Below are 17,624 nucleotides of genomic sequence, written 5' to 3'. Positions count from 1 at the left end.
AAACGTTATTTTATGTGATTACTAAGTTCGCCCTGAGTTAATGGTCTGGATGATAGGTATGTAATGGGTTTGAGGAATATTATGATTACAATTTTTCTCAATAAAATCCCACAAAATACCCATTCGTGGCTCGCTAATGACCCATTCGCGTCCCATAAACCAAATTTGACCATATATTTTAAGGAAAAGTTAAGGTAAGTGCTTGAAAAGAAAGGTGGTGGACGCTACTGGGCTTGAACCAGTGACCCTCGCCTTGTAAGGAACAGACTTCAATCATCACATCGTGTCATGTAATCACACTGGTCTTAGTTAGATTTCGATACAAATAACAAATTAGTAGAGAGCCACTACATGTCAGTTGATTCATAACGGTTATAAATTTACGAGGCCACAACGAGTTCGTGCAAATGCTAAACATGTTATTCAACGGGCGGTTAGTGGGCCACTTATTTAGATTGATAATGGCTATATCTAACGAAACATGAATAATAGATTTAGTAACTATTTCGTTAATATCACAAGCGTTAGCTAAAGACTTCTCTTTTATTAAGTAACCACGCACTTAAAACAAATATACTTAACCCTAAAACAGCACCCAAGGCGATAGCTTGAAAATTCAATTCTTCTCTTGGATTCAGAGTTGCCGCTATATGGTATGTCCAAGGGTCGTATACCCAATATTTAGAACGAGCAACCGTACTTGCTATAATTGTCATAATAACGCCAAGAGCTAAAGGAAGAATAATGTTTTTAATGCGCCAACTGATTACATGCCCCAACGTGATTATAGGCAAGGCCGCAACCATCGCTTTAGTTAAGTGCAAAAGGAATGGTGAAGTAAATGATACTTCTGCGTCATAACCTATAAGCATCATCAAAACAATACTTGCACTAGTAAACAAATACATCAACACACTTGCAATAAATACAAAGAGCCAACTAACTAAGCCCTTTACAACAAAAACTTGCCATTGTTTGATGGGAAGAGTAGCCATAAATCGCCAGCCATCTTGCTTATGTTCAATCCCATTTACCAGGGAAGTGATGAGCGCTACATAAAGTGGGAACATTAGCATGTACCACAATGACATAGCACCATACCAATAGGTATCCCACCCTTTGTCAGAGACAAACTTTCCACCGCCTTCTACAACCATTAGAAACTGTAATCCAACCACACTCAGTGGACACAATAGAGTCATTAATAAAGCCTGTGAGCGTTTTAATTTAGTGAATTCTATTGCAATTAAATTGATAAATTGACTGATCATGCGACGCGCTTCCTGTCGAATGATTTAACATTTTCTTGTTTATTGCATATTTTCATAAAGGTCTCTTCCAACGATAGCTGGTCGAAAGTTGACTGCCAAAAGTCAATTCGATGTTTGGATAATAAATGATGAATTTGCGAACACTGAGTCTTTGAAATTCCTCCTATAATAAGCTCTCCGGACAGGTTAGTTGAGCACTGAAAGTCTGCAGCTGATAATAAAGTTTTAGCGTTTGATAGCTGTTCGCAGGAAACGGTGAGTTTTCCTTCTGCGCTTACTAAATTCTTTAAGGTATCTTGCAATACAACTTCTCCACGATTAATGATAGCTACGTGGCTGACGATTCTTTCTACTTCACTTAATAAATGACTGGATACGAATATTGTGCTGCCAGTTTTTTTAGGCAGGGACCTTAATAATTCGCGAATATCAACCATGCCTTGAGGATCTAAGCCGTTAGTAGGCTCATCAAGAACTAATAAATCTGGCGCACCTAACAAAGCATTGGCTATGGCTAGCCGTTGTTTCATACCTAGAGAAAACTCGGATATTACGCCATTTTTATGCGGCAACATCTCTACAATATTGAGAACACGATCAATATCGTTTTTAGGTATGTTTTTCATTCTTTGGGTAAGCGATAAGTATTCATTGGCGGTTAAATGCTGATATAAGGCCGGCGCATCAATGATACAGCCAATATTGTTAAGGCACTTTGGTAATGCGATGGTTGAAGGATGACTAAATAAGCGAATTTCACCGTCGGATGGCTTGAGCAAACCAAGCATCAAACGCACTGTGGTTGACTTTCCTGCGCCATTGTTCCCTAAAAAACCAAAAACACTGCCATACGGAACAGTGAAACTAGCCTCGTTTAAAACTTTATGCTGCCCAAATGTTTTTGTCACTTTACTAAATTCAATAATGCTCACAAGAACTTTCTTTTTCTGCTAACTTTTGATCTTAGTAAACATTAAAGCGCGTTGAAAAACATCGGTTTGCAGGATGTTTTTCGCATTGGTCTCAAGACCGATGGAACGTCATTATTGATGAGGTAAACTATTGGAAATCCAAAAGTAAATTTTGCGTTATGAAATCAGGTAAATTTTATCAATCGTTAACATTCAAACTCACACTGGCACTTATAGCGGTCACGTATCTACTATCGATTATGTTTATGGTAAGTACTTCGGTATTCAATGCCCAAAAACGACAGCCTAATAATGAATTAATAACTTGGTTTAGTACAATTAATCCTGTATTAAAAAATATTATTGCTGCCAGTGGAAGTAGGGGGCAGTTGCAGCAACAGTTAGAGGAGTCAATAGCGCTAACTAGCTCAACATTTTTTTACAAGGGCCAAGAATTTGAAATAGTCTTAAATGGCGTTGCACTCATCTCTTTGGAGTCGCGTGTATTGGCTCAAGTTGGGAGTTTTAAATTCGCGGAAGGTGACATTGGTGGTCAAATTCCAATTCCCTCGCGGGATGACTTAAGTGACAAATTAATGGGGCGGTATAACTCAGGTTTAGAAAAGTATCAAAATAATTATTTGTATATTCAAGGCTTAAAAAACAGCGAACAAGGAACCATAGCGATCACAATATTAGATATAAACTGGCCTACCAACCAATTCAGGTCAGGCATAGTATCCAAAATTAACGAGTTGAATTTTTATGAAATATTTGTAAAAGCTTTAGTGCCATTAGCCGTCGTGCTGCCGTGTGGGTTTTGCATTATATTTCTTGCGAGTAGGCAATTAAAATATCGACTTGATCACTTGTATAAGACCATTGCTTTTTGGTCTGTAGGCGAACTTCATCACAGAATTCAGATAGTTAGCAAAGACGAACTCGGAGTTAGTTTTGAGAGACTAAATAATATGGCAGAGAGGCTGGCTCAAAACATTGAAACGAATAATCAATTACAAACGCTGCGGCAGCGCAATATGCTGGCCGTTGAGTTGCATGACACCGTTAAACAGCAGTTATTTGCCAACAATTTAACCTTAGCAACTTGTAAACAATTATTAGACTCAGATCCAGAGCAAGCTAAAACATTACTTAATGATATTTCCACTCAAAATAAAGTCGCTTTTGAACAAATTAATCGCCTAATTTCAGCATTACATCAGTCTGCGTCAAACAATTCGCTGAATGATGAAGTAATAAAAATCACTGATACTTGGCAGCAAGAAAACGATGTGCAGCTAAATGTAGATATAGAGCTTGATATTGAGTTACCGCAAGCTGTAAGAAGCCTCTGCTGTAGAGCGTTAGTAGAGTTGTTGCAAAACATTAGAAAACATAGTGATGCATCAAGAGTAATGTTTGGATTATGGTCCACAGATAAAATGATACATTTTCAAGTAGCTGACAATGGCTCTGTTGCACACAAAATTGAATTGGGTCAGGGCTTGACATTGCTCAAATCAAGTGTCGAAGAGTATGCAGGAATCTTCAGTATCAGTATTAAAAAAGGTGTGGGCGTTGTAACAAAAATTGAACTGCCCATAGCTAAGGATGTGTTATGAAAACTATTCGCTTAATGACAGTCGATGACCACCCTGTTGTGCGACAAGGCATAGTAAGCTTTTTAAACGCTCAACAAAATATTGAAGTAATCGCCGAGGCTAACTCTGCTCGAACAGCTATACAACAGGCAGAAAAGTATAAGCCGGACGTTATATTAATGGACTTACAACTTGAAGATAAACACAGTGGCATTGAGGCAACAGAGGAAATAAAGCACGCGCTTCCTAATACAGAGGTGATCATATTAACGTCTTACCATCAAGATGACTGCATTTTCCCGGCTTTTGCGGCAGGTGCACTGTCGTATTTAGTAAAGGATGTAGATCCAACTGAATTGCTTAACGCTATTGTGAAGGCAGCTAAAAAACAAGCTGTGCTATCTCCAATAGTGGCTAAGCAGCTTCTCAAACAGCATATCAATACTAAGCAGAATCCGCTATTTTCTTTGACTGAGCGCGAGCAAGCTATTTTGAAATTAGTGGCTCAGGGCCTAAGTAATGCTGAAATAGGTGAGCAACTCTTTATTAGCATAAAAACGGTAAGAAGCCACGTGAGTAGCATATTAAGTAAGCTGCAGCTGCGAGATAGGACTCAAGCAGCAATTATGGCATGGCGGCAAGGGTTAATGGATTGATATCGTCCATGAATGCATTAGATGACCCTAATATGGTTGCTAAATCCACGTTTTGCGTTATTGAACCACCTACAGGGTCCGTTGTTGCAGATGACCAAGTGACATTGAGTAGATCTGTTATACCGTTATAAGAAACCGTAACATCCCAGATGGCACCGTTGTTAAAGCGCGTTGCTACATTTACATTGCCACTAGTGGCTGTAGAGCCATTATTATAGGTATCAAATTCAACTGCCACAGAGTTGTTAATCCCTTGATACCCCAGACCACCACCTTCGGCTCCAACATTGTTGCTATTCGTTTGCACTACAAAAGCGAGTCCGTCCTCACCGCTGCCATCGGCGTCACTGCCTCCACCATTATTGCCTATACGAAATGAAAATATGGCTGCAAATGATGAATCATTTAACAAATTAACTGAATTGGTAGTAAAGAAAGCCCCACCTTGAGATGTTGCTGCAGGAGTAAGACTAATTTCATTGCCATTCTGCGCGGCACTTCCGTTGATGGAGAGCCCAGTGGTGTAAGAGAAGTCGTGGTAAGTAACAGAATGCGCTTTTTAATCAAATTCGCTTGTGAAATAGCCTACAAATCGATGTACGCTGTAGGCCTTTTAAATAAAAGGCTAAACAAACCGAGTTACGGATTTGCCACATTTTTTGTAAATTTATACGCGAAAGCATTAGAGCGTAAACGATGTCAGCTTAAAAAGGTGTTTAAAAACCAGATGGTAGGGAGTGGTGGGCGCTACTGTGGCTCGTCACGTTGCGATTGAACCAGTGCTCCTCGCCTTGTTAGACCTTGATTTTTTTAATTACCTGCCATCATAAAAATAAACAACCTGTTTATTTTATCATCATTTTTAAAAATAAAGGTGCGTAATTTATGCTTTTGCGATTTAGTGTTTTAAGTAGGCACTGCATCAAAAGCATCAGTCTGCAGACCAAGGCTAATTCATTTTCCGATCCGATGTTTTCAAATCAAACTTCCTATTTAATTTGTAGGTTCATTAAACAACACTCGATGGTTTGAGTGAACATGAAATTGCTATCTAACCACTTTACTTAAGAAGTGTTACTACTAAAGTAGCAAATTTTATCACCTAGCTATTTTGCAAGTATAACCTTGCGCCGATCCTAACTTGAAAACTAGAAGACTATTTATGAAGACAAACATTAAGTATCAGAATTTACGTAATATTATAATCTTATCAGGTGCTGCGTTTTTACTCTCGGCCTGTAGCGACAGCGATGAATCACCAGTGGCCTCTGCAAGCATTACGTTAAACGCAAATGTCACCGCAGATGATATTATTAGCCGACTTGAAATCGAAACGGGCTCTGATATTGCTATATCGGGAGTTACTGGCGGGGATGTCGCCGATGGTGATACGGTAAATATCAGTCTTAATGGTAAAACCTTCACAGGGGCAGTCAGTGCAAACACGTTTTCTATTAATGTACCCGTTAATGATTTAGAGGCAGATAATGATTCAACCTTAGAGGCCAGCGTTACAACGTCTACTGGTTTTGATACTGGAGAAGCAACTGCAAGCGCGTCAGATAGTTACACTGTAGAAGCTTCTATTAGCGCTACTCTTGCTCTTGATGGCAGTATCACGTCCGATAATATAATCGATCAGCTTGAAATTATCTCAGGTGCAAATATAGACATCACTGGCACGACCGGCGGCGATCTTGACGATGGAGACACGGTAACACTTACTGTAAATAACAACGATTTTACGGGTAGTATAAATTCAAACACTTTTTCTATTAGTGTGCCCGTCGCAGATCTTGCTTCAGACAACACTGTTAGTGCTTCTGCGACCACATCAACAGGCAATAGCGCAGGGGAAGAAACAGCGTCTGACAGCCTAGCATACACAGTCGAGCCAGCAATCACAGCGTCTATATCGCTTAATGACAATGTAACCGATGACGACATACTGAGCCCAGATGAGATTGCTGAAGGTGAACCAGTTTCAATCACCGGCACAGTGGGTGGAGATGTGGCCGATGGGGACACTGTTATTTTGAGCGTTAACGGTAATGATTTTCAAACAACAGTGGTTACTGGCACATTTACTATAGATGTCCCAATCTCAGATTTACAGAACGATGAAGATTTAACAATCGAAGTTACGGTGACGACATCGACTGGAAACAGCGCTGGCGAGCAAACAGCAACAGATTCAGACAGCTACATTATTGGATTAGACATACTTGTTGGAGAACTAATAGACCCAAATAAAAGTACGGGTAATCAATTTGGACGAGAAGTACTATTTTTGTCAAACGGTAATATTGTCGTAACTGCTCCTGAAGATGATACCGGTAATACAAATGCCGGTGCAGTCTATTTGTATGATGGCGCGACACAGCAAGTTATTTCAAGCCATTATGGAAATGCTGTTGACGATAAGCTTGGCTCTGGCGGTATAACAGAATTAGCAAATGGTAACTTTGTGATCAGTTCACCAAATGACAGTAATTCAGGCGGCACGCGTTCAGGTAGTGTCACAGTAGTAAATGGTGAAACAGGTGCTCAAGTCGGTAGCGATATCATTGGAAATCGTTCAACTGACAGTATTAGCTCAAGCGGTATTTATGCCCTTGAGTCAGCTACCAGTAATTTTGTTATTAGCTCCACAATTGTTGGTATTCAGGGAGGCGATGCCCGTATCGGTGAAATTAGATTAATAAACGGCGATACCGGCGCCCAAATTGGTAATTCTCTTCTTGGGTCTAGCCAAAATGACCTTTTAGGCTCGGGCGGTGTTTATGTGTTATCAAACGGAAACTTTGTAGTAAGTAGCCCAAACATGAGTCGTCGCGATGAAAATGGCGTACTCATTGAGAATACTGGAGAATTAAGTATTTATAAGGGTGACGATGCCAGCTTAGTAGGCTCAGCCTTTGTGGGTAACAATGCCAATGACTCATTAGGCAGTGGCGCTGTTGTTGTGCTACCTAACGACAATATTGTGGTTGCTAGTCCAAAGTATGATTCAAGTAACGGGCAAAATAGCGACATTGGGCGAGTATTTGTTATCAACGGCAATACGGCCGATCAAATTGGCACCGACTATTATGGTAGCAATCCAGAAGATAATTTTGGCGACAATGTTACCGCGCTATCAAATGGCAATTTTGTCATCGAGTCTTACCAATACAATAGCAATGGCTTACTAGACAGTGGTCGCGTTGAATTAAGAAATGGCAATACAGGCGCCATGATTGGACAAGCGATAAGCGGAAGTGCCCAAGGGCAAAGATTTGGCATTAGTGGCATTACCTTACTTAACAACGACAATTTTGTAGTATCTACCAACGCTGCAGAAATCAATGGCGTATCAAATGCCGGGCTAGTCGTATTAATTAACGGACTAGATGGCACCGAAGTAGCTCGCTTTTCAGGCGATAACGAGAACGATTTCATTGGCTCCAATATAATCGCCTTAGAAAACGACAACTATGTTGTCGCTAGTGAGTCTGACGATATCACAGGCATAAGCAACGCAGGCAGCATTATCTTATTTAATGGTAGCACTGGAAATGAAATAAGCCGCTTTGAGGGTGAGACGTCAGACGACTATTTGAGCAGCACCGGTTTAATCGCGTTATCAAATAGCAATTACGTTGTTGCAAGCGAACGCGATGATGTTGATGGCGTAGTCGATGCAGGAAGTGCGATAGTGTTTAATGGTGCAAATGGAGCGCAGGTTGGTACAACAATTACAACAGGGCTAAATGATGGAAGATTTGCTACAGCACTGTCTGCATTGAACAATAATAGATTTTTAGTGGCTTCATTGAGAGAGGAAGCCTATGGGTTAGCCGATGCTGGTGTTATGCGCCTCTACAATGGTGGAACTGGTCAACTACAGACCGAACTGATATCAGGTCTAGCCAGCAATTTCTTTGACAGCTATTTTTTATTTGAAGGTCCGATGGGTTACTATGCGCTGGCTGACGCATTTGCTGATGATTCTGGGTACGTGCTTATATTCACGTCAAGCACTGCCAACCCGCTTGATAATCCATTGTAAGCGCTTGGTTTAATAAAAAGCGTTGCTGCCACAATGTTGTGGCAGCATTTTTATGTCGTTACTTTGTTACAATATTCTGTGTCTGATGCGCTATGTTAACGTTTCAGACGCGGTGCTAGGTTAGGTAACAGAAAGCCGGTTTTTTTAATGGAATAATTTGTACGATATGATTGAAATAGTCAGTTTAGATGATCACCCATTGGACTTCCCAGATTTTGCTGTCGCCAGTAAACTGCGAGAACCGATATCAAGAACAACTGAGAAGTGTCTAAGGTATCAGTGGCGATTCACTATGTTGAAAGTGTTAACGCAACGCGGAATCTTCTGCCATTGACACCACGATAATTTGGTCCTTTACAACTGCGATTGGCCGAACGTAAATGACGAGAACCATTCTGCCTCTTAGGAGCCTTTTGAGGCCCTAATTCTAATAGACAAATTTCAATCTTAATTCTCGCATCTTTTTGGGTGCGTATAACCGTAATTGCCGCTTGGACTAGCCAGTCAATTGAAGATGCTTCAATTGTTTTAATTTTTAGAAGCGGGGAGATTCAATCGAGAAAAATTACAACTGATAACTTGCGCAAATTATTTTTTATTAACAAAAGTAAAATATCGACAGAATGCGCTTTTAAATCAAATTCGCGTGTAAAATAGTGAACAAATCTACTTTCGCTGTAGGCCTTGTAAATAAATGGCTAGAAAGAAACCGACTGACGGATTTGCCACATTTTCGGCACGGATTCGGCACAGATTCGCCACATTTTTTGTAAATTTATATGCGAAAGCAATCGCGCGTAAACGATGTTAAATTAAAAAGATGTTTAAAAACAAGAGGGTAGGGAGTGGTGGACGCTACTGGGCTTGAACCAGTGACCCTCGCCTTGTAAGGGCGATGCTCTCCCAACTGAGCTAAGCGTCCATCTATTTGATTTTTTTGAAGAAAAATTGGTGGACGCTACTGGGCTTGAACCAGTGACCCTCGCCTTGTAAGGGCGATGCTCTCCCAACTGAGCTAAGCGTCCATATATCTGATTTGTAACAAGAAAAAGTGGTGGACGCTACTGGGCTTGAACCAGTGACCCTCGCCTTGTAAGGGCGATGCTCTCCCAACTGAGCTAAGCGTCCATTATTTTTCCGTTAGAGCTACTGGGCTTGAACTAGTAACTCTCGCCCTTCTTTTGTAAAAGGCGGTGATGCTCGCTCTTCTTACCAACTGAGCTAAGCGTCCATCATTACTTTGCCAAACACGTTGTTTGGTAAGTGGACGCGTATTATAGAGTTGAGGTGTGAGGTGTCAACATCAAATTGCACAAAATCATGCGAGCGCCCAAATTTTATTCAATTTTCACCCTTTATTGGCGCGGTATTCCTCAACAATAGGCATTTTTTTTGAGTGAGGGAACATTTCAGAGTCAAAAGCCAGTTTCTTTCACTTAATCTCTTTTTGTTAGGGCGCTAAACCGTTAAACTATCGCGCAGTAAATTACATCAAATATGGGAAGTATCATGTCAGTAGTGACGCGTTTTGCGCCTAGTCCAACCGGCTATTTGCACGTTGGCGGGGCTCGCACCGCATTGTATTCTTGGCTTTTTGCAAAAAGCCAAGGCGGTAAGTTTGTTTTAAGAATAGAAGATACCGACATTGAGCGCTCTACCGAGCAAGCAAAGCAGGCTATTTTAGATGGTATGGCGTGGCTTGGACTTGATCACGATGAAGGCCCTTATTATCAAACTCAACGTTTTGACCGCTATAACCATTACATAGACAAGCTCTTAGCCGATGGTTTGGCATATCGTTGCTATATGAGTAGCGACGAGTTAAACGCAATTCGCGAAGAGCAGGAAAAAAAAGGTGAAAAGCCGCGTTACCCAGGTACATGGCGTGACCGTACAGACCATCCTGAAGGTCAGCCATACGCAATACGCTTTAAAAATCCGAAAGAGGGTGTTGTGGTGTTTAAAGATCACGTTAGAGGTGAGGTGAGCATTTCTAATACCGAATTAGACGACCTCGTAATCCGTCGCACAGACGGCGCGCCCACTTACAACTTTTGTGTGGTGGTAGATGATTGGGAAATGGGTATCACCCATGTTGTGCGCGGTGAAGACCACATTAACAACACACCGCGTCAAATCAATATACTCAAAGCGCTAGGTGCGCCTATTCCTGAATATGCCCATGTATCGATGATACTAGGCGATGATGGAAAGAAATTGTCAAAGCGCCATGGTGCCGTAAGCGTAATGCAGTATCGCGATGACGGCTTTTTACCACAGGCGGTGCTCAACTATTTGGTAAGACTCGGTTGGTCACATGGCGACCAAGAAGTGTTTAGTAAAGAAGAGATGATATCGCTCTTTTCTTTAGACAATATCAGTAAGTCGGCCAGTGCGTTTAATACCGACAAACTTATTTGGTTAAACCAGCACTACATTAAAAGCTTGCCAGTCGATGAAGTTGTACAACACGCTAAGTGGCATTTTGTTCAGCAAGGCATAGACCTTAACAATGGTCCAGATTTAGCCGATGTGATTAAGGTACAATCTGAGCGAGTAGATACGCTTAAAGAGCTGGCGCAAATCAGTCGCTATTTTTATGAAGAGTTTGATGAGTTTGATGCAAACGCCGCTAAAAAGCATTTACGCCCAGTAGCGAAGGATAATTTAATTGCCGTTAAAGAAGCACTTACCAATGTTGCTGATTGGAAGCCTCAGTCGATTCAAGAGGCAATTAATAACACCGCTGAAACGCTCGGTGTAGGGATGGGCAAAATAGGCATGCCGCTGAGAGTTGCCGCAACCGGCTCTGGTAATTCACCATCACTAGATGTAACCCTTGCTTTAATCAGCCAAGGCACTGTCGTTCAAAGAATAGACAAAGCGATTGAATTTATTGAGAATCGCGAAAATTCATGAAAAAATCGTTGACATAAAGTGGGTGGATGCCTAGAATGCGCCCCGCTGTCACGGAACTGTAGCAAAGATTTACGGCTCCACTGACTGGGGCCATAGCTCAGCTGGGAGAGCGCTTGCATGGCATGCAAGAGGTCGGCGGTTCGATCCCGCCTGGCTCCACCAACTTTCGTGCAGCATATGTTTTAGGTTTAGATAAGGTTTGATGTTGTCTATGCTGATGAGGCTAATTAGAGAAGGTTATTTACACTCTCGAGTGTAATGTGAATTTCTAACAAGGTCGCTCGGTTCGCAGGCTCACTTCGCCTTACAAAAAATCTGCAAAGCTTAGCTTTGCAAAATCGATTTTTTGTCCCCTTCGTCTAGAGGCCTAGGACACCGCCCTTTCACGGCGGTAACAGGGGTTCGAATCCCCTAGGGGACGCCATTTTCTCAGTGGTCGCGTTGTAAAACGCAATTTGAGACCTTGGTAAAGGTTAAATACAACGTTTTAGGCTCAGATAAGGTTTTGTGTTGTCTTTGCTGATGAGGCTAATTAGATAAGCTTTGTTACACACATCGAGTGTACAATGAGTTTTCTGATAAGGTCGCTCGGTTCGCAGGCTCACCTTGCCTTACAGAAATTTATTGAAGCTGTGCTTCAAAAGAGCAAAATTTCTGTCCCCTTCGTCTAGAGGCCTAGGACACCGCCCTTTCACGGCGGTAACAGGGGTTCGAATCCCCTAGGGGACGCCATATAAGAAAACCAGCTTTCGGGCTGGTTTTTTTATGTCTGGACAATCAAACTCGCGAGTGCTTTGATTATTGGATTCTACTTGCAGTTTACAATGCGCTATCAACCTTCAAACTTAGCTCAAACGGTGTAATAAAACGTGAAAATATTTTTGGCTCCCATGGAGGGTGTCGTTGATCATTTAATGCGCGACATGCTAACGCAAGTTGGTGGCTTTGATATGTGCATTACTGAGTTTTTACGCGTTGTTGAACAAGTCCATCCTGTGAGGACGTTTCATAAGATTTGCCCTGAGCTTAAATCAGATGGATTAACTCCCTCGGGTGTGCCAGTGCGCGTTCAGTTATTGGGGCAACATCCACAATGGTTGGCAGAGAACGCGTTTAAAGCGGTTTCTCTTGGCTCCCATGGGGTGGACTTGAATTTTGGTTGCCCAGCAAAAACCGTTAACAAGAGTAAGGGCGGTGCAGTGCTGCTAAAAGAGCCCAATAGTTTGTACAACATTGTAAAAGCTGTGCGCGATGCTGTGCCTCAAGAGCACGCGGTGAGCGCTAAAATACGCTTGGGCTTCGACGATACCTCACTCGCGCTTGAAAATGCCGATGCAATAACACAGGCAGGTGCCAACATGCTCACCGTGCATGCGCGCACGAAAGTAGATGGTTATAAGCCGCCGGCATATTGGGATTGGATCGCAAAAATAAAAAACATCACCAATATTCACCTTATCGCCAATGGTGAGATTTGGCATGCAAAAGACGCTGTGAACTGTCAAGCGCAAAGCAATACCGAAGATCTTATGCTTGGAAGGGGTGCACTTTCTCTGCCAAATTTGGCTAACTGCATAAAGTATGGCGAAACGCCAATGGATTGGGATGCTGCTAGAGACCTATTGGTGCATTACTCCGGTTATGAAATATTTGGTGACAAAGGGCGCTACTATCCAAATAGAATTAAACAATGGTTAGGCTATTTGCAAAGAGAGTACACCGAGGCCGCTGACCTTTTTCAACAAGTAAGAACCTTGCGTGATTCAGACAGTATTGTGTCGGTCATACAATCGGGTGCGCATAAGCCCTGATCTCAGTGCGATTTGCTTGCATGCGAATAGAAAGATTTGTCTCGCAAAGTTGCAGGATCGCTATTCGCCCATTATTCTTAAGTCGAGTTTAATCATTCCTCAAGGATATTCATGCGTTTCACCCATAATAAAAAATTGGGCTTGGCACTTGCGCTTTCAGCCGCATTGCTGAGTGCTTGCGGCTCTGACCAGCCAGCAAAATCAAGCCAACAAACTAACAGCACGCCAGAACCTTTTCCAAGCACCTATCAACCTATTGCATCTGTACCGGTACTGATTACCAATGTAACCATTTTGGATGGCGTGGGTAACAAAATTGAGAACGGCGCTATCTTATTTCAAGATGGCAAAATCACCGAGGTGGGTGAAGATATATCAGCCCCTAGCGATGCCATCGAAATTGACGGTACAGGCAAATGGGTGACCCCGGGCATTATCGACAATCACAGCCATTTAGGCGTGTATCCATCACCAGGCACAGAGTCTCACTCAGACGGTAATGAAATGACGGGGCCTGTTACCCCAGAGGTATGGGCTGAACACAGCATTTGGCCTCAAGATCCAGGCTTTCAGCGCGCATTAGCGGGCGGCGTTACCTCGTTGCAAATTCTACCGGGCTCAGCAAACTTATTTGGGGGGCGCACGGTGTCGGTGAAAAATCTGCCAAACCGTACCATTCAAGATATGAAATTCCCAGGTGCTCCCCACGGCATTAAAATGGCCTGCGGTGAAAACCCAAAACGCGTTTATGGCTCAAGAGGCGGCCCGATGACACGCATGGCTAATGTAGCGGGCTATCGAGATGCTTGGATTGATGCGCAAGAGTATCAAAAGAAGTGGGACGACTATCAAAAGGCACAGCAAGAAGGTACAGCAGGTGATGCACCAAAACGCGACTTGGCACTTGAGACCCTTGCCGGCGTATTAGACGGTGAGATTTTGGTGCATATGCATTGCTACCGCGCCGATGAAATGGTCGTGATGATGGACGTCATGAAGGAGTTTAACTACCAAATCGGTAGCTTCCATCATGCGGTCGAAGCATACAAAATTGCTGATAAACTTGCCGAAAATAACGTATGTAGTGCGATGTGGGCAGACTGGTACGGTTTTAAAATGGAAGCTAACGACGGCATCAGAGAAAATATCCCAATGGTGCATGCGGCAAATGCATGCGCAATTGTGCACTCCGATAGCGATATTGGTATTCAGCGCCTAAATCAAGAGGCTGCTAAAGCGTGGTCTGATGGACAGCGTGCTGGTATTGATATTACCCAAGCGGTTGCTTGGACGTGGTTATCTGCAAACCCTGCAAAATCTATGGGTATTTTTGACCAAACAGGCTCATTAGAAGCCGGTAAGAATGCCGACGTTGTGTTGTGGACGACTGACCCGTTTTCAACCTACAGCCAAGCCGAAAAAGTCTTTATAGACGGGGCGATGGTATATGACCGAACTGACCCGGCCTCATGGCCTGTGAGTGACTTCGAACTTGGACAAGTAGGACAAGGAGACGCGAAATGAGACGCTTAACACAATTATTCATCAAACAGTCCCTTGTAGCCTTAACTAGCGCGTCTTTACTCGCTTTAAGCGGTGCGGCGCTGGCAGAAAAAGTGGCGATTACCGGCGCACAAATTCATACGCTTTCATCAGCGGGTGTGATTGAACAGGGCACCATACTGCTCAATGACGGAAAAATTCAGCAAGTGCTCGATACTGTAACCGTACCCTCTGGGTATCGCGAGATAGACGCGAGCGGTAAGGTAGTTACTCCTGGGTTTATTGGCGCGCTGACTAGCTTAGGATTGCAAGAAGTGAGTTCATCAGCCGGTGTGGTAGATGCGCGAGTCGATGCACACCCTGTATCTAGTGTTGGCGCCGCTTACGATGTGCAATTTGCGATAAACCCCGACTCAACCATTATTCCTATTACTCGTGTCGAGGGCTTTACCAATGCGGTGACCTCTATCAGTAGGACCGGGCAGTTGTTTAATGGACAAGGCGCGGTAATTGATCTTGGAACCGACTTTGATGCCGTAATTAAAGCCAACGCTTTTATGCACGTACGCGTGAATGATGGCGGGGCTGATACTAACGGAGAAAGTCGTGCTGCGCTGTGGATAGCGCTTAATCAAAGTCTTGCCGAAGCAGTATACGCAGCTGACTATGACTTAAGCCCATCTGAAGATTGGGAAGGCATGATAACTCGCGCAGATGCAAAAGCACTTATTCCCGTAATTAAGGGTGAGATGCCGCTACTGATTAGTGCTGATAGAGCGTCAGATATCTTGCAAGCGTTGTCGCTTACTAAGCGTTTTGCCGCCCTTGACATTGTATTGGTTGGCGCAACTGAAGGTTGGCGTGTTGCATCGCAAATCGCAGCGGCCGATGTGCCGGTAATTTTGAGCCCTGAAAATAACTTGCCTGGCGGCTTTGACCAGCTTGGCGCAACCTTGCTAAATGCTGGGCGTTTACACAAAGCGGGTGTGATGGTGGCAATTGGTATGGATACGCACAATATCCGTCTAGCGCCTCAGCATGCCGGTAATGCGGTAGCTAATGGTTTGCCTCATGCGGCAGGCATTGCGGCGCTTACTATAAACGTTGCAAAGATATTTGGTGTAGACGACCAAATTGGTAGCTTGGAGCCAGGAAAGCACGCTAACTTAGTGGTATGGTCAGGAGACCCACTAGAAGTTACTCAGGCGGCAGAGCAAGTATTTATTGAAGGTGAAGCAATTGAGATGACCTCACGTCAAATCCAGTTGCGAGATAGATACTTAAATCGTGACCCTAGTAAACCGGTCGCCTACACGCGATAGGCTTTGCATCAAAGACGACTTAGACTACTATGTTTAGGTCTGTATCATTTGAAAGGCTACTGACGTTCAGTGGCCTTTTTTATGATGCGCACTCAACTCACATCAAATAATAAGAGCAATAGGAACACGCTATGAAACAACCATTTCGCCAAGTTATGCTTGGTCTGTTTGCCGGTATTGCCTCAATAACGCTAATTGCATGTAGCGCCCAGCAAAACGAAATATCCAACTCTCGCGTTGACGTACCATTCTCACCCGCTTTAATGTCTGCTTTAAAAGCCAAGCAGGCTAGCGAACAAAGCGATCTTGCTTATGACATAGTTAAGTCCTTAACCGTTGAAGTGGGTCCGAGAATCCCAGGCTCTTCTGGTGATAAACGAGCGGTAGCGTGGGCGCAAGCGAAGTTTGAAGAGCTAGGGTTTGATAAAATCTATTCTCAACCTGTGCGCGTTCGAAACTGGGAACGTGGCTTTGCAGATGCTCAAGTCGTTGCGCCTTTTGAGCAACGTTTGGTAATAACGGCCTTAGGTGGTTCGGTTGCCACGCCAGAAGAAGGTCTTGAGGCTAAAGTGCTGATGTTTGATTCAATCGACGCGCTAGCGCAAGCCAACGCTGCCGATGTTACCGACAACATCGTATTTTTAAACACGCGCATGAGCCGAGACAGAGCGGGACGTTTTTACGGGGTTGTTGTGTCTAATCGCGTCAACGGCGCTGTTGAAGCTGCAAAGCTTGGTGCAAAAGCGGTCATAATTCGCTCCGTAGGCACCGACAATTCGCGCTTTGCCCACACAGGTATCATGCGTTACGACGATGATGTGGAAAAAATTCCGGCCGGCGCTATCTCGACCGCCGATGCTGATATTCTTGAAGCGATGTTCACTAAAGAGTCAGAGGTAGTGCTTAACATTAACATGCAGGCGAAAGACGCCGGCTGGCAGACTTCTTATAACGTAATTGGTGAATTTACAGGGTCTGATAAACCAGATGAAGTAGTGCTAATTTCCGCTCACCTTGACTCATGGGATGAGGGGACTGGCGCACTCGACGACGGCGCAGGTGTTGGCATTGTAATGGCTGCGGCCAAGCTGATAAAAGAAACCATAGGCCAGCCTAAGCGCACTATCCGCGTCATTTTGTATGCTGCTGAAGAAGTAGGGCTTGTGGGTGCTTACCAATATGTGCGGGCGAACAAAGACGATTTAGGGAATATCATTTTTGCCGCTGAGTCTGATTTTGGTGCAGGTCAAATCTATCAAATGGATACACGCTTTGCCGATGCGGTAAGAAATGATCCGAGCGATTTGTATGCTGCTTTACTCGACATGGGCATTGAGTTAGGTAACAACACCACCAACGGGGGACCCGATGTATCGATGCTGCCTAGTCATGGCGTACCAGTACTTGCACTTAAACAAGACGGCACTTACTACTTCGACTATCATCACACCGCCAATGACACGCTAGATAAAATTGAGTTAGATGATATTAGACAAAACCAAAGTGTTTGGGCCTTAGTGACAGCCTATATGGCGATGTCTGATTTTGATCCACGCCCTGCGCCTCCGGCAAGTTAAGC

At 43.5% G+C, this 17,624-nt stretch carries 10 protein-coding genes, 6 tRNA genes and 1 pseudogene; 11 read left to right on the top strand and 6 right to left on the bottom strand.

Going from position 1 to position 17,624, the window contains the following annotated elements:
* Window positions 1-524: 524 nt before the first annotated feature.
* Window positions 525-1,271, bottom strand: coding sequence for an ABC transporter permease (locus tag KJ365_RS14690; RefSeq protein ID WP_214452421.1), 747 nt, complete (start codon window positions 1,269-1,271; stop codon window positions 525-527).
* Window positions 1,268-2,203, bottom strand: a complete 936-nt coding sequence (locus tag KJ365_RS16970) for an ABC transporter ATP-binding protein (protein WP_214452420.1) — start codon at window positions 2,201-2,203, stop codon at window positions 1,268-1,270. Before KJ365_RS16970 ends, KJ365_RS14690 begins: the two co-directional genes overlap by 4 nt.
* A gap of 158 nt (window positions 2,204-2,361) precedes the next feature.
* On the opposite strand from KJ365_RS16970, the gene KJ365_RS14680 reads away from it, so the two are divergent.
* Together KJ365_RS14680 and KJ365_RS14675 are read left to right on the top strand one after the other, a co-directional pair.
* A complete protein-coding gene (locus KJ365_RS14680) occupies window positions 2,362-3,804 on the top strand; it encodes a histidine kinase (RefSeq protein WP_214452419.1) in 1,443 nt (480 codons plus the stop codon).
* Window positions 3,801-4,439 carry a response regulator gene (locus tag KJ365_RS14675; RefSeq protein WP_214452418.1) on the top strand — a complete coding sequence of 213 codons (639 nt, stop codon included), beginning with the start codon at window positions 3,801-3,803 and terminating at the stop codon, window positions 4,437-4,439. The genes KJ365_RS14680 and KJ365_RS14675 overlap by 4 nt, the downstream gene beginning before the upstream one ends.
* Here KJ365_RS14675 and KJ365_RS14670 read toward each other — a convergent pair.
* Window positions 4,408-4,977, bottom strand: a pseudogene (locus tag KJ365_RS14670) (L-type lectin family protein); the annotation flags it as partial. The gene KJ365_RS14675 and the pseudogene KJ365_RS14670 sit on opposite strands and share 32 nt — an antisense overlap.
* Window positions 4,978-5,601: 624 nt before the next feature.
* Here KJ365_RS14670 and KJ365_RS14665 point away from each other — a divergent pair.
* Window positions 5,602-8,490, top strand: coding sequence for a beta strand repeat-containing protein (locus tag KJ365_RS14665; RefSeq protein ID WP_214452417.1), 2,889 nt, complete (start codon window positions 5,602-5,604; stop codon window positions 8,488-8,490).
* A gap of 846 nt (window positions 8,491-9,336) precedes the next feature.
* Here the strand turns inward: KJ365_RS14665 and KJ365_RS14660 are convergent.
* From KJ365_RS14660 to KJ365_RS14650, 3 genes are all read right to left on the bottom strand, one after another.
* A tRNA-Val gene (locus KJ365_RS14660) sits at window positions 9,337-9,412 on the bottom strand.
* Between the two features lie 27 nt (window positions 9,413-9,439).
* Window positions 9,440-9,515: transfer RNA gene (locus KJ365_RS14655), tRNA-Val, on the bottom strand.
* A gap of 27 nt (window positions 9,516-9,542) precedes the next feature.
* Window positions 9,543-9,618 (bottom strand) — tRNA-Val (locus tag KJ365_RS14650).
* Between the two features lie 381 nt (window positions 9,619-9,999).
* On the opposite strand from KJ365_RS14650, the gene gltX reads away from it, so the two are divergent.
* From gltX to KJ365_RS14610, 8 genes are all read left to right on the top strand, one after another.
* Entirely contained in the window at window positions 10,000-11,409 is a 1,410-nt protein-coding gene (gltX, locus tag KJ365_RS14645; RefSeq protein WP_214452416.1) for a glutamate--tRNA ligase, read from the top strand.
* An 86-nt stretch (window positions 11,410-11,495) separates the two neighbouring features.
* Window positions 11,496-11,571 (top strand) — tRNA-Ala (locus KJ365_RS14640).
* A gap of 186 nt (window positions 11,572-11,757) precedes the next feature.
* A tRNA-Glu gene (locus tag KJ365_RS14635) sits at window positions 11,758-11,833 on the top strand.
* A 232-nt stretch (window positions 11,834-12,065) separates the two neighbouring features.
* Window positions 12,066-12,141 (top strand) — tRNA-Glu (locus KJ365_RS14630).
* 137 nt (window positions 12,142-12,278) lie between these two features.
* On the top strand, window positions 12,279-13,220 hold the full coding sequence (dusC, locus tag KJ365_RS14625; protein ID WP_214452415.1) for a tRNA dihydrouridine(16) synthase DusC: 942 nt from the start codon (window positions 12,279-12,281) through the stop codon (window positions 13,218-13,220).
* Window positions 13,221-13,331: 111 nt separating this feature from the next.
* Window positions 13,332-14,744, top strand: a complete 1,413-nt coding sequence (locus tag KJ365_RS14620; RefSeq protein WP_214452414.1) for an amidohydrolase — start codon at window positions 13,332-13,334, stop codon at window positions 14,742-14,744.
* A complete protein-coding gene (locus KJ365_RS14615) occupies window positions 14,741-16,045 on the top strand; it encodes an amidohydrolase family protein (RefSeq protein ID WP_214452413.1) in 1,305 nt (434 codons plus the stop codon). Before KJ365_RS14620 ends, KJ365_RS14615 begins: the two co-directional genes overlap by 4 nt.
* A gap of 131 nt (window positions 16,046-16,176) precedes the next feature.
* Window positions 16,177-17,622, top strand: a complete 1,446-nt coding sequence (locus tag KJ365_RS14610) for a M20/M25/M40 family metallo-hydrolase (RefSeq protein WP_250884250.1) — start codon at window positions 16,177-16,179, stop codon at window positions 17,620-17,622.
* The last annotated feature ends 2 nt before the right edge of the window (window positions 17,623-17,624 follow it).

The sequence above is a fragment of the Glaciecola sp. XM2 genome, assembly GCF_018595715.1.
Taxonomy (GTDB): Bacteria; Pseudomonadota; Gammaproteobacteria; order Enterobacterales; family Alteromonadaceae; genus Glaciecola.
This window is presented reverse-complemented; position numbering and strand designations above follow the sequence as displayed.